The sequence below is a fragment of the Pseudomonas donghuensis genome (genome assembly GCF_000259195.1).
GTDB classification, from domain to species: domain Bacteria; phylum Pseudomonadota; class Gammaproteobacteria; order Pseudomonadales; family Pseudomonadaceae; genus Aquipseudomonas; species Aquipseudomonas donghuensis.
In genome coordinates this window covers 63,965-84,546 of sequence record NZ_JH650760.1, presented here as the reverse complement: position 1 = coordinate 84,546, position 20,582 = coordinate 63,965, and the positions used below count along the sequence as shown (strand labels likewise).

Here is a 20,582-nt window from a genome sequence, read left to right as displayed (position 1 = left end):
AGAAGCCCATGAGCCGTGCCTTGCACGATGCTGCCAGCGGTACCCTGTTCGGCGTTGCGCTGAACTATCAGGGTTTGCTGAACCAGCGTCTCGCCGAATTCGAACAGCCGCCGTATCAAAAGCCGCCGGTCAAGCCGGTGCTGTTCATCAAGACCCCCAATACCCGTAATGGCCACGGCCAGCCGGTGGTCTACCCGCAGGGCATCGAGCAGCTGCAACCGGGCCCGGCCCTGGGTGTGGTGATCGGCAAGCGTGCCACCCGGGTCAGCGTCGACAACGCCTTGGCGCATGTTGCCGGCTACACCATCGTCAACGAATTCAGCCTGCCGGAAGACAGCTACTACCGCCCGGCGGTCAAGGCCAAGTGCCGCGACGGCTTCTGCGCCCTGGGCCCTGAGCTGGTACCCGCCGCGCAGGTTGCCGACCCGCAGCAACTGAGCATCAAGCTGTTCATTAATGGCCAACTGCGCCAGCAAAACAGCACCGCCAACATGGTCCGCAGCGTTGCCCAGCTGATTGCCGAGATCAGCGAGTTCATGACCCTGCACGAAGGTGATGTGCTGATCACCGGCACCCCCGAAGGCCGCGTCGATGTACTGCCCGGGGACCAGGTAGAAGTCGAGATCAGCGGCCTCGGGCGCCTGACCAACAGCATCGTTGCCGCGCAGGAGAAGCGCTGATGAAACACGCACGTATCCGCTACCAGGGTGAAGTCCACGCCGTCACCGTCGAGGCCGACAACGCCGTGCGCCTGGCTGATGGCCGGTTGTTGCCGGAGCAGCAGGTCGAGTGGCTGCCACCGGCCACCGGCAACATGTTCGCCCTGGGCCTGAACTACGCCGACCACGCCGCGGAACTGGCCTTCACGCCGCCCACCGAACCGCTGGCGTTCGTCAAGTCGGTGGGCACCTACACCGGCCACAACCAGGTCAGCTGGCGCCCGGACAACGTCGCCTACATGCACTACGAGTGCGAGCTGGTGGCGGTGATCGGCAAGCCTGCGCGCAACGTCAAGCGCGAGGATGCCCTTGAGTACCTGGCCGGCTACACGGTGTGCAACGACTACGCCATCCGCGATTACCTGGAGAACTACTACCGGCCCAACCTGCGAGTGAAAAACCGCGACGCCACCACCCCGGTCGGGCCGTGGATCGTCGACGTCGCCGATGTGCCGGATGCCGGCAACCTGACCTTGCGCACCTGGATCAACGGTGAACTCAAGCAGCAAGGCAGTACCAAGGACATGATTTTCGACATCCCCTACCTGATCGAATACCTGTCCAGCTTCATGACCCTGCAGCCGGGCGACATGATCGCCACCGGCACCCCCGAGGGCCTGGCCGACGTGGTGCCGGGCGACGAAGTGGTGGTCGAAGTCGAAGGCGTCGGGCGCCTGGTCAACCGAATTGTCAGCGAAGCCGAGTTCTTCGCCCTCAACCGCCAAGAGGCATGAGCAACATGATCAAACACTGGATCAACGGCCGCGAGGTCGAAAGCAAAGACGTGTTCGTCAACTACAACCCGGCCACCGGCGAGGCCATTGGCGAAGTCGCCAGCGGCGGCGCCGACGAGGTTGCCCAGGCTGTTGCGGCGGCAAAGGAAGCCTTCCCGAAATGGGCCAACACCCCGGCCAAGGAGCGCGCCCGGCTGATGCGCAAGCTCGGCGAACTGATCGAGCAGAACGTGCCGCACCTGGCCGAGCTGGAAACCCTCGACACCGGCTTGCCGATCCACCAGACCAAAAACGTGCTGATCCCCCGTGCTTCGCACAACTTCGACTTCTTCGCCGAAGTCTGCACGCGCATGGACGGCCACACCTACCCGGTCGACGACCAGATGCTCAACTACCCCCTGTCCCAGCCGGTGGGCGTGTGCGGGCTGGTATCGCCGTGGAACGTGCCGTTCATGACCGCGACCTGGAAGACTGCGCCGTGCCTGGCCCTGGGCAACACCGCCGTGCTGAAGATGAGCGAACTGTCGCCGCTGACCGCCAACGAACTGGGGCGCCTGGCCGTCGAAGCCGGTATCCCCAAGGGTGTGCTCAACGTCATCCAGGGCTACGGCGCCACCGCCGGCGACGCCCTGGTGCGTCACCCGGACGTACGTGCGATCTCCTTTACCGGCGGCACCGCCACCGGCAAGAAGATCATGCAGACCGCAGGCCTGAAGAAGTACTCCATGGAGCTGGGCGGCAAGTCGCCGGTGCTGATCTTCGAAGACGCCGACCTGGAGCGCGCCCTGGATGCGGCGCTGTTCACCATCTTCTCGCTCAATGGCGAGCGCTGCACCGCCGGCAGCCGCATTTTCATCCAGGAGAGTGTCTACCCGCAGTTCGTCGCCGAGTTCGCCGCACGGGCCAAACGGCTGATCGTTGGTGACCCGCAAGACCCGAAAACCCAGGTAGGCTCGATGATTACTCAAGCCCACTATGACAAAGTCACCGGTTACATCAGGATCGGCATCGAGGAAGGCGCGACCCTGCTCGCTGGCGGCCTGGAGCGCCCGGCCAACCTGCCGGCGCACCTGGCCCGTGGGCAGTTCATCCAGCCGACGGTGTTTGCCGACGTGAACAACAACATGCGCATCGCCCAGGAAGAAATCTTCGGGCCGGTGGTGTGCCTGATTCCGTTCAAGGACGAAGCCGAGGCGCTGCAACTGGCCAATGACACCGAGTATGGCCTGGCCTCGTACATCTGGACGCAGGACATCGGCAAGGCGCATCGTCTGGCCCGCGGTATCGAGGCCGGCATGGTGTTCATCAACAGCCAGAACGTGCGCGACCTGCGCCAGCCGTTCGGCGGGGTCAAGGGCTCGGGCACCGGCCGTGAGGGCGGGCAATACAGCTTCGAGGTGTTTGCCGAGATCAAGAACGTGTGTATCTCGATGGGCAGTCATCATATTCCGCGCTGGGGCGTCTAAAAGCAGATCCCTGTAGGAGCGGGCTTGCCCCGCGATCTTGCTTCGGTCCTAAACCACATCGCGGGGCAAGCCCGCTCCAACAACAATTACCAGGAGTTCCATCATGGGCGAAGTCGTCCTGGCAGCCAAAGTCTGCCACGTACCCTCGATGTACCTGTCCGAACTGCCCGGCAAGCATCATGGCTGCCGCGAGGCGGCGATCGCCGGACACAAGGAAATCGGCCGCCGCGCCCGCGAGCTGGGCGCCGATACCGCCGTGGTGTTCGACGTCCACTGGCTGGTCAACAGCGGCTACCACATCAACTGCGGCGAGCACTTCAAGGGCACCTACACCAGCAACGAACTGCCGCACTTCATCAAGAACATGGACTTCGAGTACCCCGGCTGCCCGGAGCTGGGCGAGCTGATCGGCCTTGAAGCCAACGCCGCCGGCGTGCGCACCCTGGCTCACAACATCCCAAGCCTTGAGCTTGAGTACGGCACCCTGGTACCGATGCGCTACATGCACATGGATGTACCGGAGGCGCAAAAGCTCAAGGTCGTGTCGATTGCCGCCTGGTGCGCCTGGCACCGCCTGGAAGACAGCTTCGCCTTCGGCGCCGCCGTGCGCCGGGCCATTGAAAAGAGCGACCGCAAGGTCCTGGTACTGGCCTCGGGTTCGCTCTCGCACCGCTTCTCGGACGACCGCGAGGCCGAAGCCAACATCCACAACTGGACCCGCGAATTCGACAAGCAGATGGACATGCGGGTGGTCGAGCTGTGGAAGCAGGGCCGCTTCAAGGAGTTCTGCGCAATGCTTCCGGACTACGCCACTCACTGCTACGGCGAAGGCGGCATGCACGACACGGCGATGCTCCTGGGCCTGCTCGGCGGCGCCGACTACAACAAGCCGGTCGAGGTGCTGACCGAGCCGTTCGGCAGTTCCGGCACCGGCCAGATCAACGCTGTCTTCCCGCTGTAGCGCGAAGGCAGCAGCCACAAGCTTCAAGCCACAAGCTGCAAGTGAAGAGCACGCGCTCTTGCCGCTTGTAGCTTGCCGCTTGCCGCTTGCCGCTTGCCGCCGTTCAAACGGAGATCTTCATGCCGCATTTCATCATTGAGTACACCGACAACATCGAGCAACAGGCCGACCTGCCCGGCCTGTTCGAGAAGGTCCACGCCAGCCTGGGCGCCAGCGGCGTGTTCCCCCTGGGTGGCATCCGCAGCCGCGGCGTGCGCCTGGACAGCTGGCGCATGGCCGATGGCAAGCATGACTACGCCTTCGTCCACATGACCCTGAAAGTCGGCCATGGCCGCGACCTGGACACCCGCACCCAGGTCGCCCAGACGCTGTTCGAGGTGATCACCGCGCATTTTGCCGAGCTGCAAAGCCAGCGCCTGCTGGCCCTGTCGTTCGAGATGATCGAGCTGCACCCGCAACTGAACTTCAAGCAGAACAATGTTCACGCCTTTCTGCGCAACCAGGCGGGCTGAGCCACAGCCACCCGCCCTCCCCAACGGCCCTCTGACAAAAAGTACAAGATCATGAGCACAGCCAATACTGCCGAACACGCTGCCCTTGCCCAACATGACTCGACCCACAGCAAGATCACCTGGCGGCTGATGCCGCTGCTACTGATCTGTTACCTGTTCGCTCACCTTGACCGCATCAACATTGGTTTTGCCAAGATGCAGATGAGCAGCGACCTGCACTTCAGCGACACGGTCTACGGCTTTGGTGCCGGGTTGTTCTTCATCGCCTACGCGCTGTTCGGCGTGCCCAGCAACATGGCCCTGGACCGGGTCGGCCCACGGCGCTGGATCGCCACCCTGATGGTGGTCTGGGGCACGTTGTCGACCAGCATGCTCTGGGTTGAATCGGCCTCGGGCTTCTACGTCCTGCGCTTTTTGCTGGGCGTCGCCGAAGCCGGCTTCTTCCCCGGCATCCTGGTTTACCTCAACCGCTGGTACCCGGCCCGCCGCCGTGGGCAGATCACCGCGCTGTTCGCCATTGCCGTGCCCATGGCCGGCGTGGTCGGCGGGCCGCTGTCGGGCGGCATCCTCGAGCTGTTCCACGACGCCGCCGGCTTGCGTGGCTGGCAGTGGATGTTCCTGATCGAAGGCGCACCGGTGGTGTTGCTCGGCCTGGTGGTGCTCAAGTGCCTGCCCGACAGCTTCGAAAGCGTCAGCTGGCTGAACGGCAACCAGAAACAGCAACTGCGCGAGCAACTGAGCCAGGAAGAACAGCGCAAATCCATCACCTCGTTCGCCGGCATCCTGCGCGACAGCCAGGTCTGGCTGCTGGTGGCGGTGTACTTTGCGGTGATGCTGGCGGTCAACACCCTGGCGTTCTGGATGCCGACCCTGATCCACGGCGCCGGCATCGGCAGCGATGGCCGGGTCGGGTTGCTCAGCGCCGTGCCGTACCTGGCCGGGTGCTTCTTCATGATCGCCTGCGGCCGCTCCTCGGACCGTCAGCGTGAACGCCGCTGGCACCTGTGCGTACCGCTGCTGATGTCGGCCATCGGCATTGCCGTGGCGGGCCTGGCGCCAGGCAATGCCGTCATGGTCCTGGGCGGGCTGATCATCGCCGGCATGGGCGCCAGCGCCGCCTTGCCGATGTTCTGGCAACTGCCACCGGCGTTCCTTTCGAACACCACCCAGGCTGCCGGTATCGCCCTGATCAGCTCGTTCGGCAGCATCGCCTCGTTCCTTGCCCCCTACCTGATCGGCTGGATGCGCGACACCACCCAGAGCGCCAGCCTGGCCCTGTACGTATTGGCGCTGTTCATCACCCTCGGCGGCTTGCTGGTGCTGCGCACCAAGGCTGCCATCGTCAACCCTCAGTAAGAGATTCAGCCATGCTTGACCACAGCCAGATCCTACAAGCCGCCGCCCAGCTCGACCGCGCCGAACGCAGCCGCGAACAGGTGCGGCAGTTCTCCCTGGAGCACCCGGGCATCAGCATCGAAGACGCCTATGCCATCCAGCGTGCCTGGGTCGCGCAAAAGATCCAGGACGGGCGCAAGCTGGTCGGCCACAAGATCGGCCTGACCTCGCGGGCCATGCAGGTGTCGTCGAACATCAGCGAGCCGGACTACGGCGCGCTGCTCGATGACATGTTCTTCGACGAAGGCAGCGACATCCCCTTCCAGCGCTTTATCGTGCCGCGGGTCGAGGTCGAGCTGGCCTTTGTCCTCGGCAAGCCGCTCAAGGGGCCGAACGTGACCCTGTTCGATGTGCTCGACGCCACCGAATGGGTGATCCCGGCGCTGGAGATCATCGATGCGCGCATCCAGCAGATCGACCCGCAGACCCAGGCCACGCGCAAGGTCTTCGACACCATCTCCGACAACGCCGCCAACGCCGGCGTGGTCATGGGCGGGCGCGCGGTGCGCCCGGGCGATATCGACCTGCGCAAGGTGCCGGCGGTGCTCTACCGCAATGGCGTGATCGAAGAGTCCGGGGTCTCGGCGGCGGTGCTCAATCACCCGGCCAAGGGTGTCGCCTGGCTGGCCAACAAACTGGCGCCGTACGACGTTACCCTCGAAGCCGGGCAGATCATCCTCGCTGGCTCCTTCACCCGCCCGGTGGCGGCCAACCCGGGCGATACCTTCCATGTCGACTACGACATGCTCGGTTCGATTGCCTGCCGTTTCGTTTGAGGACTTGCCCATGGACATGCCCATCAACCGTTTTAAACAACGCCTGCAACGCGGCGAGGCGCAAATCGGCCTGTGGCTCGGCCTCGCCGAGCCGTACTGCGCAGAACTTGCCGCCAACGCAGGCTTCGACTGGCTGCTGATCGACGGCGAGCACGCCCCCAACGACTTGCGCGGCATGCTCGGCCAGTTGCAGGCCATCGCCCCCTACCCGGCCCAGGCGATTATCCGCCCGGTGATCGGCGACACCGCGCTGATCAAGCAGGTGCTGGATATCGGCGCGCAAACCCTGTTGGTGCCTATGGTCGAAAGCGCCGAACAGGCACGCCAACTGGTACGCGCCATGCACTACCCGCCCAACGGCGTGCGCGGCGTCGGCAGTGCCCTGGCGCGGGCATCGCGCTGGAACAGCATCCCCGGTTATCTCGACCAGGCCGATGAGCAGATGTGCTTGCTGGTGCAGATCGAGAGCCTTGAAGGGCTGCAGAACCTGGATGCGATTGCCGCCGTCGAGGGGGTTGACGGGGTGTTCATCGGCCCGGCGGACCTGAGTGCGTCCATGGGGTATCGCGGCAATCCCGGGCACCCTGAGGTGCAGGCGGCGATTGAACAGGCGATCGGGCAGATTCAAAAGGCCGGCAAGGCAGCAGGGATTCTCAGTGCCGATGAGGCCTTGGCACGGCGCTACCTGGAGCTGGGCGCCGGGTTTGTCGCGGTGGGGGTGGATACCACGGTGCTGATGCGCGGCTTGCAGGGGTTGGCGGGCAGGTTCAAGGGGGGGGTGGCGCCGGCTTCATCCGGCCCTTCTGTGTATTGACTGTACTGGCCTCATCGCTGGCAAGCCAGCTCCCACAGGTTAGGTTTACAGAAGACCTTGTGGGAGCTGGCTTGCCAGCGATGCGGTCACCGCCCCACCTGCTTCAACTCCTCCAGCAAGCCCAGCAACGCCTGCAGCTTCTGCTCCCCGAACTGCTCCTGAATACGCCGATAGTTGCTCGACATGCACTGGCTCATCGAGGCAAAAATCTCCTCGCCCTTGGCCGCCAGGTTGACCAGCACCCGGCGCTGATCCTGCTCGGCCTTGCGCCGGCTGACCAGCCCGGCCGCCTCCATGCGCACCAGCACCCCGGTCATGCTCGGCTTGAGGATGCAGGCCAGTTCCGCCAGGCGGTAGATCTCCATTTCGCCCTGCTGGTGCAGGATACGGATCACCCGCCACTGCTGCTCGGTGAGCCCGTGCTGGTTGAGCGAGGGTCGAAAGAAACGCATGGCCGCTTCGCGGGCTTGCAACAAGGTCAGGGTCAGGGACGGGCGCGGTTGGGGCATGGCTTGGCTAATCATCAGGCTATTTTGTTAACACTTTAACAAAATCAACGCCTTGCCACAGCCCTGGCACCGCCAGTCAAGCCCGGCGGCAGGCAGGATCAAGACGCCAGCGCGGCGCAGGGCCTTAATAGAGCCCATCAGTACTTCACTTTTCAGGCAGCGCCATGATCAACATCGAAACGCCGACCTACTACACCGCCACCAAAAAATACAACCTCAGCTTCCCGACCCTGGAAGAAGACGTGGACGCCGACGTGGTCATCATCGGCGGCGGTTTTTCCGGGATCAACACGGCCCTGGAGCTGGCGGAAAAAGGCATCACCAACATCGTCGTGCTCGAAGCCCGGTACCTGGGCTTTGGCGGCACCGGGCGCAATGGCGGGCAGATCATGGCCGGCATCGGCCACGACCTGGAGAAGATCAAGCAGCACGTCGGCGACGATGGCTTGCGGCAGATCTTCGAGATCAGCGACCTGGGCGCCGACATCATCAAGCAGCGCATTGCCAAGTACGCCATCGATGCCGACTTCTGCCATGGCTACGGCTACATGGGCTTCAATGCCCGCCAGGAAAAGACCCTGCGCGCCTGGGAAAAGGACTTCAAGTCGGTCAACTCCCAGCACGAGATCCGCTTTCTCGGTGGCAGCGAGGTCAAGCAGATCATCGGCTCCGACGCCTACAGCAGTGCCCTGCTGCACATGGGCGGTGGCCATGTGCACTCGCTGAACCTGTTGCTCGGTGAAGCCAAGGCCCTCAGCGAACACGGCGTGCGCATCTTCGAGAACAGCCCGGCGCTGCAGGTGCAGTACGGCGAGCGCATTCGCGTACGCACCGGGCGCGGTTCGGTGACCGCCAGCAAGCTGCTGTGGGCCTGCGACAGTTTCCTCAACAAACTGGAGCCGGAGCTGCACCGCTCGACCATCAACACCTACGCCTTCCAGATGATGACCGAGCCGCTGCCGGACGAACTGATCCAGCGCATCAGCCCGATTCGCGGCGCCTACAGCGACATCCGCCCGGTGATCGACTACTACCGCGTGACCAACGAAAACCGCCTGTTGTTCGGTGCCGCCACACCGCTGGTCGAGCACATCCCGCGCGACCTCAAGGCCTGGAACCGCAACCTGATGCTGAAGATCTTCCCCTACCTCAAGGACGTGAAGATCGACCTGGCCTGGGGCGGGCCGATGGCGTGCAGCCCCAACCTGTTCCCGCAGATCGGCACCCTGCCCGGTCGGCGCAACGCGTTTTACGTGCAAGGTTATTCCGGTTTTGGCGTCACCCCAAGCCACATCATCTGCAAGGTACTGGCCGAAGGCATGAGCGAAGGCTCTGCGCGCTATGACCTGATCAGTTCGGTGCCACGCCCGACCATCCCGGCCAAGGACTCACTGCGCGCGGTGCTGCTGACCGCCGGCAAGTCCTGGCACCAGTTGTCCGGCTACTGGAATGGCCGGCGCTGAAACCCATTGTTTTCAACCCTCAAGGAACACTGCCATGACCCTGACTGCCGTTAAACAGAACCTCCAGCTCAGCGAACTCGACGCCTGGGGCACCGTTGCCGACCTGGGCTCTGAGATACTCGAAGGCGAAGTGCGCGCCTTCGGCAAAATGACCTTCGGCGCCCCCACCGACCCGGTCAGCAGCGCCTATTTTGGCACCACCACGGGCAAATTCCGCATGGTCTACCCGTTCAATGAACAGGCCGTGGTGGTCACCGGCCAAGTGCGCTTGACCGACGAAGCGAGCGGCGTCAGCCGCACCTACAACCAGGGTGACAGCTGGTTCGTGACCAAGGGCACGCCGGTGTTGTGGGAGATTCTCAGCGAGAGCTTTGTGAAGCATTACTTTGCAGTAGCCTGACAAAAAGCATCGCTGGCAAGCCAGCTCCCACAAGGACTGCATGCACCGAACCTGTGGGAGCTGGCTTGCCAGCGATGAGGCCCTAAAGCCTGGCCAACGATTCCCCAAACAAGCGCCACAATGCCGCCAAGCGCCGCTCGAACGCCCCCGCCCCCGCATAGATCAATTCGACATTCAAACTGTCGACAATCCCCAGGTAGGCATCGCCATACAAGCGTTGCTGCTGCTCATCCAGCGCTGGCGCATAGCGGCGCAATGCCTGGGTGAACAACTCGCCCAAACGCGCCAGGTACGCCTCGAACCCGGCGCAGATCACCGGCCGCAATTCACTCGGCGGAAAGAACGCCGTGCGCAGCATGAAGCGCAAGTGCGCCGACGCCTGGTAACGTTGGTTCAAACGCTCGGCAAAGCGCTGCCCCGGCAATTCCCCGGCCGTCACCTTCTCGGCAAAGCAGGCCTCCAGGTACTCATGCTCGGCGTGCAGGGCCCGTGCATAGACCACCTGGAACAGGTCATCCTTGCCAGCGAAATGCGCATACAACGACGGCTTGCGCATGCCTGCAGCGGCGGCGATATCGTTCAGCGACGAGGCGTCATAACCCAGTTCGGCAAACTGCTCGACGGCAATCGCGCAGATTTTTTCCGCCGACGGCGTCAGGCTTCTCATAGCGGTGTCTCCCACAACAAATACGGATCAATGCCCAGCCAGGCTGTGCAGGTGCGGCTCGGCATGGCGGGTGCTGATGTGCACCAGCAGCGCGACGCACACCGCCGAGACGCCAAGCAACAGCGCCCAGTGCGCCGCACCCAAAGGCGCCATGATGCCCGACAATGGCGTGGCGAACGACGAAATGATCAACTGGAAGGCGCCGAGCAAGGCGGCGGTCGAGCCCAGGGCCTTGCTCTGCGACGCCATCACCAGCGACATCAGGGTCGCCTCGGCCATGCCCAGGCCGAACATGGCCACGGCCATGCCGGCAACGATACCCACCAGCCCCGCCGCACTCAGTGCGCCAGCCAGCACCAGCACGGCACCGACCAACATGCACGCCGCGCCCCAGCGGGCCAGACGCACCAGGCCCTTGCGCGCCACCAGGCGGCCGGCGCTGACGGCACCGAGCAAAATGGCCACGCCGGTGGCCCCGAACAGTGTGCCGAAGGCTTCCACCGACAGCCCGAAATGCTCCTGGTAAACCAAGGCCGCACCGCCGATGTAGGCAAACAGAAAGAAGAACACCGCCGACAAGGCCAGGGCCGGGCGCAGGAACTGGCGGTCGCAGGCGATACGCCCATAGGTACGCAGGAATTCCCGGGGCTGCCAGGCCATGCGCTGGTCCTCGGGCAAGGTCTCCTTGAGCATCACGGCCGAGTTGATCAGTACCAGCACCGCCAATGCCGCCAGCACCAGCATGATCGCCCGCCAGCCAAAGTGCGCACCGACAAAGCCGCCCAGCGCCGGGGCGATCACCGGTGCCAGGCCCTCGATGGTCATCAGCAAGGCGAAGATCTGCGCCGCCCTTGCGCCTTCGGCGACATCGCGAACCATGCTCATGATCACCACCAGGGTCAGGGCACTGCCCAGGCCCTGGATGAAGCGCGCCAGCAGCAGGCTGTTGAGGTCTGGCGCGGCGGCAGCGGCCAGGGAGCTGCAGACGAACACCAGCAAACCGGCGAGCAATGGCCGGCGCCGGCCGAGGGTATCGACCAGCGGGCCGAACAACAACTGCCCGGCACCCATGGCCAGGAGGAACACGGTCAGGGTCAGCTGCACCCCGGCATAGGAGGTGGCGAACTCGCTGGCAATGCTCGGCATGCTTGCCAGGTACATGTCGACTGCCGAGGGCCCGAGGGCGCCGATCAGGGCCAGGGAAATGGCGAAGCCGACCTGGGCGGTCGGCGTGGGGGCTGTACTGTGCATAGGCTCGATTCCAGATAAAAACGGCAACTGGCTGGCATTTACCATTAAACCTACCTATCGGTAGGTAGCCAGCCCGAGCGAGCCTATACAGACCGCATCCTGCGGTCAAGTCAGCACAGTTGAAACAACGATCAGGCCAGGCTGCTGGCGCGGTAGTCCTTGGGCGACTGCTCGAACTGCTTCTTGAACGAACGGCTGAAGTGCGCCGAGTCGGTGAAGCCCCATTTGTAGGCGATGGTGGTGATCGACTCGCGCTTGAGCACCGGGTTGGCCAGGTCGGCGGCGCTACGCTTGAGGCGCGCGCGCTGGATGTAACGGCAGACGCTGTCGCCCTGCTCTTCGAACAGGCGGTAAAGGTGGCGCACGGAAATGTTCAGGCGGTTGGCGAGGTTGACCGGGGTCAGGTTGGCCTGACCCAGGGAGTCATCGATGATTTTTTGCACATAGCTGCGCAAGTTGGCGCCCTGCAACGAGGCCGGCAGGGCCGCCGGATCGTCGCTGCCCTCAAGTGCCGAACCGAGCAACGACAGGAAGGCACTGTGCAGCGCCTGGCCCTCGCCCTGCTCGTCTTCGCCGGCGCTTTGCTCCTTGCACAGCTGGTCCATCAACAGGTGCAGCATGCGCCCGCAGGCACGGGTCTGGGAGATCTTGCCGAAGGTGCGGCTGTCGCTGCCCAGTTGCTTGCACACCTCGGCCCGCGACAGTGACAGCGAGGCGTGTTCGATCAGGCCGAAGGGCATGATTTCGCAAGCGCCGGCAGCGTCCATCAGAAGCATTTCGCCCGGTGCCAGCTGGATGCTGAGGCCGTTCTGGGTGATCTGCGAAAAGCCGGTGCGCTGGCTGACCAGAAAGCAGTGCTGGTCGTTGTCGCGGTCGCTGTTCAGGCCCTTGCGGCGGATCAGCCCGGCATTGGTGCGCAGGTTGGCCAGGGCCAGGCCGCCGCGCGACCAGGTGGAAATCTCGCCGATGAACAGCGAGGGGTTGAACGCCAGTTCCGTCTCGTACACCCCGCAGATGTTCTGCATCGTTGCGTTCCAGCGTTCCAGCGCAGGGCTGCTGGCGTGATGGATACTCATGGGTACCTCCACAGTGGCATCTTGTTTTTGTTGGGCAATAGTTAACATGTTATCTATGTGCGCGCAACTTGCGTCAAGCAGCCAGGGTGAAAGCAGGTTTGATGCCAGGTGGCCGGGTCAGAGCCCGGCCACTAGCGCCGGCAAGCCTTGCAGCGCGGCCAGCAGGTGCTGGCGTTGCTCGGGGCTCAGGCGAATGTAGCGACGAAAGGCCGGCAGGCGGTTGACCACCTCGCTGGCACCGATGTGTTCGAGGCTCAGGGTCCACTGGCCGTCGCACCGTTGCAGCAACAGGCGCTTGAAGTCCAGCGGCATCAACGCTTGCAGCAATGCGCTATCTGCCTGCAGGCGGCGTTGCAGTTCAGCCTGCAATGCCAGCTCGCCCTTGCGCAGGCGAACCTGCAGCCCGGTGCGCCGCAGTGACCCACGGTGGTGCAGCACCAGGCGGGCATTGCCCTGGCCGGTGGCAGGCAGGGTCAGGCTGAACTCGGTCAGCACCAGGTGCATGAGCAATTGCGCTTCACAGCGCTCGCGCACCTGCACCGCCTGCCCGGCCCAGTCGAAGCGGCCCAGGCCGGGGGCGACGACCTCAAAGCGCTCCAGACCCAGGTTGCGCCGCACCCGCTCAAGGGTCAGCCCCGGCCGATAGCCGGCCGGCGCCCGTTCAGACAGCCTTTGCCACAGATGACGCAGGGTAATGGCCATGTGCAGTCCCCGGTTGATGAGCGAATTCCCGCGCCAGCACCTCTTCCACCGAGGCCGGCTTGAACGGATTGACCTTCTGTACCACCAGCGTCCAGAACAGCGCGTACACCGCCGTACCGGCCAGCATCAGGCCGAAGGGCACGTAGATGTCGGCCGGGTCCATGCCTGGCGGGGTGATGAACCACATGCCCAGGACAATCCCCACGCTCGACAGGATCTGCGGCAGCGGGAACAGCGGTGAGCGGTAGGCCCGTGGCAGGTCCGGGCGGCGGATGCGCAGGATCACCACCGACAGGGTCACCAGCAAATACGCGGTACTCCAGGCACACACCGCCGCCAGCACCAGGTGCATGATGCGGTCGGTGTTGCCACCCAGCCACAGGGCATGCAGGCATGGAATCAAGGCGGCGACGAGGATGCACAGCAGCGGCGTTTTAAAGCGCGGGTGCAGGTAGGTGAAGACCTTGGGCAAGGCGCCATCGACGGCCATGCCGTAGAGAATCCGCGGTACCCCGGCCATCAGCGTGTTGATGGTCGCAGCACCGGCGAACAGAAAGCCGATACCCAGCCACAGCGGGCCGATATCGCCCATCACCTGTTCGGCAAACCGCGGGATGGCCATGGGCGTATCCAGCAGGTGCACGCCGCTGGCGGCATCGAGCAACAGGTTCTCGACCTGGCGCTTCATCGCCGCGCCGTAGATGAACATGCACGCCGCCACCCCGAGCAGGCCCAGGGCCATGGCTCGCGGCATGCTCCGCGCCGACTGGCGCAGGTCCGGGGCCAGCGGCGTGACGAACTCGCAGCCGACGAACATGAACATCGCCATGCCCACCAGCGAGAGGATGGTCACCAGGTCGGTGCCCACCAGCGACACCCCGAACCAGCCCTCCAGCTCCACGGCTGGCGCGGCCACCAGGCCGAGCACGCCAAAGACCATCAAGGTGGTCCACATGCCGAAGGTGAGGATGATCTCGGCCTTGCCGAACGCACTGACGCCGAAAGCATTGAGGATGGCGAAGATGATCACGAACCCCACACCCAACAGCCACGAACCACCGGCCGATTCAGCCAGGGTGTTGAGGTGCTCGAAGTTCACCAGGGCCATGACCCCGGCCAGCATGGTCTCGGCGGTGCCGGCAAAGACGTGGACGATCAGGTAGGCCGACAGCGTGCCGGTGATGGCGAAAAAGCGCCCCATGCCGCAGTTGATGTAGTCGTAGACCGCACCGGTGGTCGGCAGGATCGACGCCGCCTCGGCAAAGGTGGTCGCCTGCGCCAGCATCATCACCACGGCAATCAGCATGGCCACGGCGAAGGCACTGCCGCCAATGCCGAAGCCCATGGTCGCAGTGAGGATCACCGGGCTTGCCATGATCAGGCCGATGGTACTGGCAAGGGCGGTGGGAAAGCCGACCGTGCCGCGATTCAGGTGCGCACTGAGCGTGTCGTTGAGCGACATGGCAAAAGACCTCGAGCAGAAGGATGACAGTGGTCCTACTCTGCGCGTTGAGGCAATGGCCGTCTTGCCCATGGCTGCCGTGACGGTTGTAGCTGGCTGCCAGGTTCAGCCCCTGGCCGGCAGCCGTACACAGTCGTGCGGGCCGAGCAGGCGGCCGTCGGCCGCACGCAGTTCCAGGGCCTTGACCGGTTGGCCGTGTTGCCGGTCGACCAGTTGCGAATGGGCTTCACCCGCAGCGAAGTAGAACGCCTCGCCCCACTGGCGCAAGCCGACGATCAAGGGGAACAGGCCCAGGCCCTTTTCGGTGAGCACGTATTCCTGATAGGCACTGCCCTCGGACACCGGCACCAGTTCGAAGATCTGGTGCTCGACCAACTGGCGCAGACGGGTGCTGAGGATGTTCTTGGCCAGGCCGAGGTTGCGCTGGAACTCACTGAAGCGCTTCAAGCCATCGAAGGCATCACGCACGATCAGCAGCGACCACCAGTCACCAATGGCGTCGAGGGAACGGGCCACCGGGCATTCGGCGTCTTGCAGGCGGGTGCGTTGGACCATGGGAAATCTCGCCAATGAAAGTGGTTGCAATATAAAACCAGTTTATCTAGCGTACAACTGGTTTCATTATGCAACCAGAAGGATTGAACCCCATGCAGCCCGCACATCGATTGTCGTCCGCCGTTGTCTTGCTGTTTTCCGTGGCCTGCGCTTTGGCGGTGGGCAATGTCTATTACGCGCAACCCTTGCTGGAAGCCATGGCCCGGGAATTTGCCATCGACCCGGGCCTGGTCGGCCTGGTGGTGACCCTGACCCAGGTCGGCTATGGCCTGGGCCTGTTGCTGCTGGTGCCGCTGGGCGATCGTCTCAACCGGCGGCGGCTGATTGTCGGCCAGTCACTGCTGTCGGCCCTGGCCTTGCTGCTGATTGCCTGGGCACCGAGTACCCCCTGGCTGCTGCTCGGCATGGGCTTGAGCGGCTTGCTGGCAGTGGTCACGCAAGTGTTGGTGGCCTATGCCGCCACGCTGTCGGCGGCCAGCGAACGCGGCCAGGTGGTGGGGGTGATCACCAGCGGTATCGTGATCGGCATCCTCCTCGCCCGCACCTTGTCCGGGGCCATGGCCGACCTGGCCGGCTGGCGCTCGATCTACTGGCTGTCGGCGGCCCTGACGCTGTTGATTGCCGCCCTGCTCTGGCGCGTGCTGCCGCGCCAGGAACCGGCGCAGGCTGCGGGCAGTTACCGCGAACTGATGCGCTCACTGGCGCTGCTGTTGCGCGATGAACCGCTGCTGCGCCGACGCTCGGTGCTGGCCCTGCTCAGCTTCGCCTCGGCGATGGTGCTGTGGACGCCGCTGGTGCTACCCCTGAGCGCCCCGCCGCTGTCGTTGTCGACCGGCGAAGTCGGCCTGTTCGGCCTGGCAGGAGCGGCGGGCGCGCTGGCTGCGGCACGGGCCGGGGCGCTGGTGGATCGCGGCCTGGGCCAGTGGGTCAGTGGCGGCTCGTTGCTGTTGATGCTGGCGTCCTGGGCGGCCATCGCCCTGACCGGCTACTCATTGTGGGCGCTGCTGCTCGGCGTGGTGCTGTTCGACCTGGGCCTGCAGGCCGTGCACGTCGCCAGCCAGAGCCTGATCTACCGCTTGCCCGAAGCCACCCACAGCCGCCTGACTGCCGCCTACATGCTGTTCTATTCAGTGGGCAGTGCCTTCGGCGCGCTGACCTCGACCCTGGTCTACGCCTGGGGCGGCTGGCTGTGGGTGTGTGCCTACGGCGCCCTGCTCAACGCCCTGGCCCTGGGTTACTGGTGGCTGACTGAAGGGGCGCGGGCTCAAAACTGCACGTCGAGTATCACGTTGTCCAGGTAGGTACCGGCTGGGGGGGTGCTCTGGTCGGTGTAGACCTTGGCGTTGTAGTTGAACACCTGGCTGCCGGTACCGGTGCCCGCGCCGGGATTGATGTCGGCATCGGTGCTGGCCCGACGGGCAGTGGTAACGCTGCCCCAGCGCACGCTGCCGGCGCTCTTGAAGATGTCATAGGCGAGGTAATTGTTGGCCGCCGATTTCATCCGCCGCCGCCCGGCGGAAACGTTCTGGCCGTCGTCCAGGCCCACGCTGTAGTTGCTGCCCTTGGTGCAGGAGACGTTGACGTTGCTGTTGACCGTGCTGAAGCCGCCGACCACCGGCGCACTGCCGAAGCTGATATTGGGGCTGGTGATCTGGCAGTCATTGGTCACGGTCAGGCTCACGGTCAGGCTGGTGGTGCCGGTGAGGTTCTGCCGGCCCAGGCAGATACTGCCCACGCCCAGGCCCCAGCAGTAACTGATGTCCCAGTACACCGAGAAGGTTTCCTGATAGAAACCGGCGGCGACGTTGCTGCCGGTCAGGCTCTTGAGGTAGATCGGCACCGCCTTGGGTGTGGTGCCGTTGAGCAGGCCGAGGGCATCGATGATGCCGTTGCGGGCAAAATCGTAGGGCAGGCTGCGGGCGATCGGGAAGTTGCTGGTGTTGTTGGCGTACAGGGTATAGGTGATCACATCGCCGGAGGGCCCGAGCAAGCCGGTACTGCCTGCGGGCGGGGTGAAGGTGGCATAGAAATGATCGTCGCTGGCCAGCAGGCTCGCCAGGGAACCTGTGCATTGCAGCCCGGCATTGAGGGTCGAAGCCGACTGTACGGTGGTGCGCACCAGGGTCGAGCTGACGCTGCCAAAGCTTGCCGGCGCGGTATCGACCACCGAGCACAGCGCCTGCACCTGCTGGCTGAGCAATAACGCCAGCAGCGCGAGCAGGCGCTTCATTGGCACACCAGCGGGCCGATCAGCGGCACCTGGTCCTGCTCGGGCGCCAGCGTGAACTGCACCCGGCAACTGCCGCCATTGGCAATCTGCACCTGCAGGCTGTTGTCCGCAGCCAGCCCCTCCAGATACACCAGCCCGTCCCAACCGACCACCGCCAGCGCCCCGCTCTGCTCGTGGCGCACCTGGCTGCCCAAGGGCAGTTCCTGGTGGTGGCCATCGACCAGGACGATGCTCGCCGCCACCACCCGTTGCAGGGGGAACTCCAGCAGGTAGCCGCTGCCACGACGCACGGCCACGCGCTGCTCGACCTCAGGGGTCTGGACATTGGCCGGCAGCTCCATGGGGTCGATCTCGTACTTGGCCCGGTAGTAGGCGCTGCTCCAGGGCACCAGCAGGTGGCCGTTGCGGTCGGTGCGACCGACCAGCTGGTTCTCGTAACGCACCGGTACGTCGGCAAAGCCTTCGGTACTGACCACCACAAAGGCATCGTCGATGCGGTTGGCGGCGAACACCCCGGCGTCCATCCACACCAGCGACCCGCTGGCATCGGCCCAGCGGGTCATGCTGGCGCTGCTGCCATAGGCGCCGGCCTGCAGTTGCACGGACTGCAGACGCCAGGTGACGTCGGCCTGGCGATAGGCTTCGCGGTCGCCATCGGCGTAACCGAGGTTGAAACCGACCCCGCCTTCGCTGGGCACCGCGCGGCTGTAGTTGACCCGTTGCTGGCGCTCGCCGTCCTTGTTGCGCTCGACGCTGAAGCTCAGGGTGCCACGCAGGTCGAACGGGACCACCAGTTGCGCCTGCAGCGCCCACTGGCTGTCACCGATTTCACGGTTGGCCGACAGGTACAGGCTGCTATTGCCCCACAGTGGCTTGCTCCAGCTGAGGTTGAGCAAGCGGGTCCGCGAGTTGTCGCCGGCACGTACATCAAAGTAGCCGGCACCGAGGCTACCGTACCGCTCCAGGTTAAGGCTCAAGGTCACCTGCTCGCTGCGCTGGCTCAGGCGCGTGTAGGGGCTGTCGACCAGCGACAGGTCGGCGTAGTCGCCCCGCCGTTGCAGGCGCTGGTAGTTAAAGCCCAGGCGCTGGCTGTTGTACTGGTAGCCGAAGCTCAGCTGCTCGCCGCTGCGGCTGTCGAAACGGCTTTGGCTCAGGGCCGTGTTGACCACGCCCCAGTTGCCCACCTGCCAGTTGCCGCCCAGCCCGCCGAGGGCCAGGGACTCGGCCGCCTCGGCGTGGCTTTCGAGGGTGAAGCTGTCGCTCAGGCCATAGCGCAGGCTGGCGGCGGCAACCCCCGGGCCGTAGGCAAAGTCGCGAATCGCGTAATCCCGGCGCAGGCTACCGGCAGCGACCGAGAAATCCGCCAGGCCCTTCTGCAACAAGCTGCTGGTGACATAGAACGGCAAGGTGGTCGATACCTGGCGGCCCAGGGCATCGGTGGTCACCACCACGGCCTCACCGGCGCCATTGATGAACGGCACATTGGTCAGGGTGTAAGGGCCCGGTTGCAGCTCGGCGCTGGAGCTCTTGTAGCCGTTGATGAACAGGTCCACCGAGGACGGCACCGCCGCTTCACCGGCAAAGGCCGGCAACGGGTAGGTGACCAGGTCCGGGCGTACGGCAAAATCACGCGACAGTTGCAGGCCGCCCAGGCGCACCGAGCCGGTCCAGGGCAAGGCGCCACTGATCACGTCGCCGAGCTCCAGGGTCAGCAGGCGCGCTTCGTCGGTATAGCGCCAAGTGGTGTCGTAGCGGCGAAAACCTTCCTGGCTGGCGGCGTAATCGTTGCCACCCAGGGACTGGCGCCACTGGCCGGTGGTCGACAGCGTGCCCCAGCTGTCGAACAGGCGCAGCTCGTTCCAGGCCGCGAGATAGCGACCACCGTCGTCGGTGTCGTTGAGGTACAGGTCATAGTTGAGCAATGCACCGAAGCTGCTGCGCGCTTCGCTGGCCGGGTACAATTGGCTGCTGCCGATGCGCTGGGTCGGCAGCCAGTTGGCCGGCACCTGCAAGAGCAGGCGCTGGCCCTGGCTGTCGTAGTCGGTATGCAGCCCGGGGATGCTGTCCAGGGCCACTTCGGCGCCGTACTCTCCAGGCAGTTCGATACCGGCCGCGTGCAAATCGGCCGTGGCCATGTACAGGCGCCCGGCGCGCTGCTGCACCGCTACCAGCTCAGGGCTGCTCATCTGGTTGACCAGCAGTTCCAGGAACAACGGCGCATCGGCAACCGCTTCGAGGCTGGCCGGGGGCGGCGGCAGGTCGCCGGCCAGCAGCGAGCCACAAACCAGCACGGTCAGGCCACAGGCCTGCAGCGCCGAAAAGAGCCTCACACACCGTATCCGACCATTACCGGGTCCTCCCTGGCCCCTTGCTGCTAGCAGTGGCTCATTGGCCCTGACTCAAGGTTTGCGCCGGCTCCTGGCCATTGACCCGGCCCTTGAGCACCGAGGCGGCGCTCATCGTCTGCGGCGCCGGCCAGCGCATGACCGCGCCGGGCAGCACATAGCCGAGCAGGCCCTCGACCAGCGGCCGGCTCTGGCCGCCCTGCTGCAGCACCACATCGGTCAGGCGTGCGTGCACCGGCCCGCTGTTGCGGATTTCCACATAGGGCTTGCCCTGCACCGACACCTGGCGCCAGCTCAGCGCCGGCTTGCCCACCCCGCTGTCGCCGCGCGGGCCGCTGGCGTCCGGCTTGCCCCACAGTCCCTCGCCATAGACAAACAGCGGCACCGAGTAACGCATCTGAAAGCGGATCGCGGCCTGGGCCTTGTCGGCGCTGGCCACCGCCGGCAAGGCCGGGGGAATTTCATCGATGATGATGCGGTAGGCCTGCTCCTGGCCGACCGGCGAGTTGCCGGTGCGGGTCAGGCGGATCAACTGCTTTTGCCCG

At 64.7% G+C, this 20,582-nt stretch carries 21 protein-coding genes; 11 read left to right on the top strand and 10 right to left on the bottom strand.

Features of this window, described 5'->3' with window-relative positions; translation table 11 throughout:
* The first annotated feature begins 8 nt into the window (after positions 1–8).
* From UW3_RS0108170 to hpaI, 8 genes are all read left to right on the top strand, one after another.
* Entirely contained in the window at positions 9–680 is a 672-nt protein-coding gene (locus UW3_RS0108170) for a fumarylacetoacetate hydrolase family protein (RefSeq protein WP_010221850.1), read from the top strand.
* Entirely contained in the window at positions 680–1,453 is a 774-nt protein-coding gene (locus UW3_RS0108165) for a fumarylacetoacetate hydrolase family protein (RefSeq protein ID WP_010221849.1), read from the top strand. The genes UW3_RS0108170 and UW3_RS0108165 overlap by 1 nt, the downstream gene beginning before the upstream one ends.
* A gap of 5 nt (positions 1,454–1,458) precedes the next feature.
* Positions 1,459–2,919 (top strand): 5-carboxymethyl-2-hydroxymuconate semialdehyde dehydrogenase, encoded by a 1,461-nt coding sequence (gene hpaE, locus UW3_RS0108160; RefSeq protein ID WP_010221848.1) that lies wholly within the window; start codon positions 1,459–1,461, stop codon positions 2,917–2,919.
* A gap of 103 nt (positions 2,920–3,022) precedes the next feature.
* Positions 3,023–3,880: a 3,4-dihydroxyphenylacetate 2,3-dioxygenase gene (gene hpaD, locus UW3_RS0108155; protein WP_010221847.1), complete on the top strand. Its 858-nt coding sequence runs from the start codon at positions 3,023–3,025 to the stop codon at positions 3,878–3,880.
* 119 nt (positions 3,881–3,999) lie between these two features.
* A complete protein-coding gene (locus tag UW3_RS0108150) occupies positions 4,000–4,392 on the top strand; it encodes a tautomerase family protein (RefSeq protein WP_010221846.1) in 393 nt (130 codons plus the stop codon).
* 51 nt (positions 4,393–4,443) lie between these two features.
* Entirely contained in the window at positions 4,444–5,748 is a 1,305-nt protein-coding gene (locus tag UW3_RS0108145; RefSeq protein ID WP_010221845.1) for an MFS transporter, read from the top strand.
* Positions 5,749–5,759: 11 nt separating this feature from the next.
* Positions 5,760–6,563, top strand: a complete 804-nt coding sequence (gene hpaH / locus UW3_RS0108140) for a 2-oxo-hept-4-ene-1,7-dioate hydratase (RefSeq protein ID WP_010221844.1) — start codon at positions 5,760–5,762, stop codon at positions 6,561–6,563.
* A 10-nt stretch (positions 6,564–6,573) separates the two neighbouring features.
* Positions 6,574–7,377, top strand: a complete 804-nt coding sequence (hpaI, locus tag UW3_RS0108135) for a 4-hydroxy-2-oxoheptanedioate aldolase (protein WP_010221841.1) — start codon at positions 6,574–6,576, stop codon at positions 7,375–7,377.
* 86 nt (positions 7,378–7,463) lie between these two features.
* Here the strand turns inward: hpaI and hpaR are convergent, their stop codons facing one another.
* Entirely contained in the window at positions 7,464–7,886 is a 423-nt protein-coding gene (gene hpaR, locus UW3_RS0108130; protein WP_010221839.1) for a homoprotocatechuate degradation operon regulator HpaR, read from the bottom strand.
* Positions 7,887–8,050: 164 nt separating this feature from the next.
* Here hpaR and UW3_RS0108125 point away from each other — a divergent pair, with 164 nt between their 5' ends.
* Both UW3_RS0108125 and UW3_RS0108120 read left to right on the top strand, forming a co-directional pair.
* The gene (locus UW3_RS0108125) at positions 8,051–9,349 is read left to right on the top strand and encodes an NAD(P)/FAD-dependent oxidoreductase (protein ID WP_010221838.1); all 1,299 of its coding nucleotides are present in this window, start codon (positions 8,051–8,053) and stop codon (positions 9,347–9,349) included.
* Between the two features lie 34 nt (positions 9,350–9,383).
* Entirely contained in the window at positions 9,384–9,749 is a 366-nt protein-coding gene (locus tag UW3_RS0108120) for a cupin domain-containing protein (protein ID WP_010221837.1), read from the top strand.
* An 82-nt stretch (positions 9,750–9,831) separates the two neighbouring features.
* Here the strand turns inward: UW3_RS0108120 and UW3_RS0108115 are convergent, their stop codons facing one another.
* The 6 genes from UW3_RS0108115 to UW3_RS0108090 form a co-directional block, all read right to left on the bottom strand.
* Complete coding sequence (locus UW3_RS0108115) at positions 9,832–10,416, bottom strand: TetR/AcrR family transcriptional regulator (RefSeq protein ID WP_010221836.1); 585 nt, start codon at positions 10,414–10,416, stop codon at positions 9,832–9,834.
* Between the two features lie 27 nt (positions 10,417–10,443).
* Positions 10,444–11,667 (bottom strand): multidrug effflux MFS transporter, encoded by a 1,224-nt coding sequence (locus UW3_RS0108110; protein ID WP_010221835.1) that lies wholly within the window; start codon positions 11,665–11,667, stop codon positions 10,444–10,446.
* A gap of 131 nt (positions 11,668–11,798) precedes the next feature.
* Complete coding sequence (gene feaR / locus UW3_RS0108105; RefSeq protein WP_010221834.1) at positions 11,799–12,743, bottom strand: transcriptional regulator FeaR; 945 nt, start codon at positions 12,741–12,743, stop codon at positions 11,799–11,801.
* 117 nt (positions 12,744–12,860) lie between these two features.
* On the bottom strand, positions 12,861–13,445 hold the full coding sequence (locus UW3_RS0108100; protein WP_010221833.1) for a DUF3156 family protein: 585 nt from the start codon (positions 13,443–13,445) through the stop codon (positions 12,861–12,863).
* The gene (locus tag UW3_RS0108095; RefSeq protein ID WP_010221832.1) at positions 13,405–14,907 is read right to left on the bottom strand and encodes an APC family permease; all 1,503 of its coding nucleotides are present in this window, start codon (positions 14,905–14,907) and stop codon (positions 13,405–13,407) included. Before UW3_RS0108095 ends, UW3_RS0108100 begins: the two co-directional genes overlap by 41 nt.
* Positions 14,908–15,012: 105 nt before the next feature.
* Positions 15,013–15,462, bottom strand: a complete 450-nt coding sequence (locus UW3_RS0108090) for a winged helix-turn-helix transcriptional regulator (protein WP_010221831.1) — start codon at positions 15,460–15,462, stop codon at positions 15,013–15,015.
* Positions 15,463–15,554: 92 nt separating this feature from the next.
* On the opposite strand from UW3_RS0108090, the gene UW3_RS0108085 reads away from it, so the two are divergent.
* Positions 15,555–16,763 (top strand): MFS transporter, encoded by a 1,209-nt coding sequence (locus UW3_RS0108085; RefSeq protein ID WP_010221830.1) that lies wholly within the window; start codon positions 15,555–15,557, stop codon positions 16,761–16,763.
* Here UW3_RS0108085 and UW3_RS0108080 read toward each other — a convergent pair.
* The 3 genes from UW3_RS0108080 to UW3_RS29365 form a co-directional block, all read right to left on the bottom strand.
* Complete coding sequence (locus UW3_RS0108080; RefSeq protein WP_010221829.1) at positions 16,727–17,692, bottom strand: Csu type fimbrial protein; 966 nt, start codon at positions 17,690–17,692, stop codon at positions 16,727–16,729. The genes UW3_RS0108085 and UW3_RS0108080 overlap by 37 nt on opposite strands.
* Positions 17,689–20,022, bottom strand: coding sequence for a fimbria/pilus outer membrane usher protein (locus UW3_RS0108075; RefSeq protein ID WP_010221828.1), 2,334 nt, complete (start codon positions 20,020–20,022; stop codon positions 17,689–17,691). The genes UW3_RS0108080 and UW3_RS0108075 overlap by 4 nt, the downstream gene beginning before the upstream one ends.
* A 55-nt stretch (positions 20,023–20,077) precedes the next feature.
* On the bottom strand, positions 20,078–20,582 hold a 505-nt coding region (locus tag UW3_RS29365; RefSeq protein ID WP_010221827.1), incomplete at its 5' end, for a fimbrial biogenesis chaperone.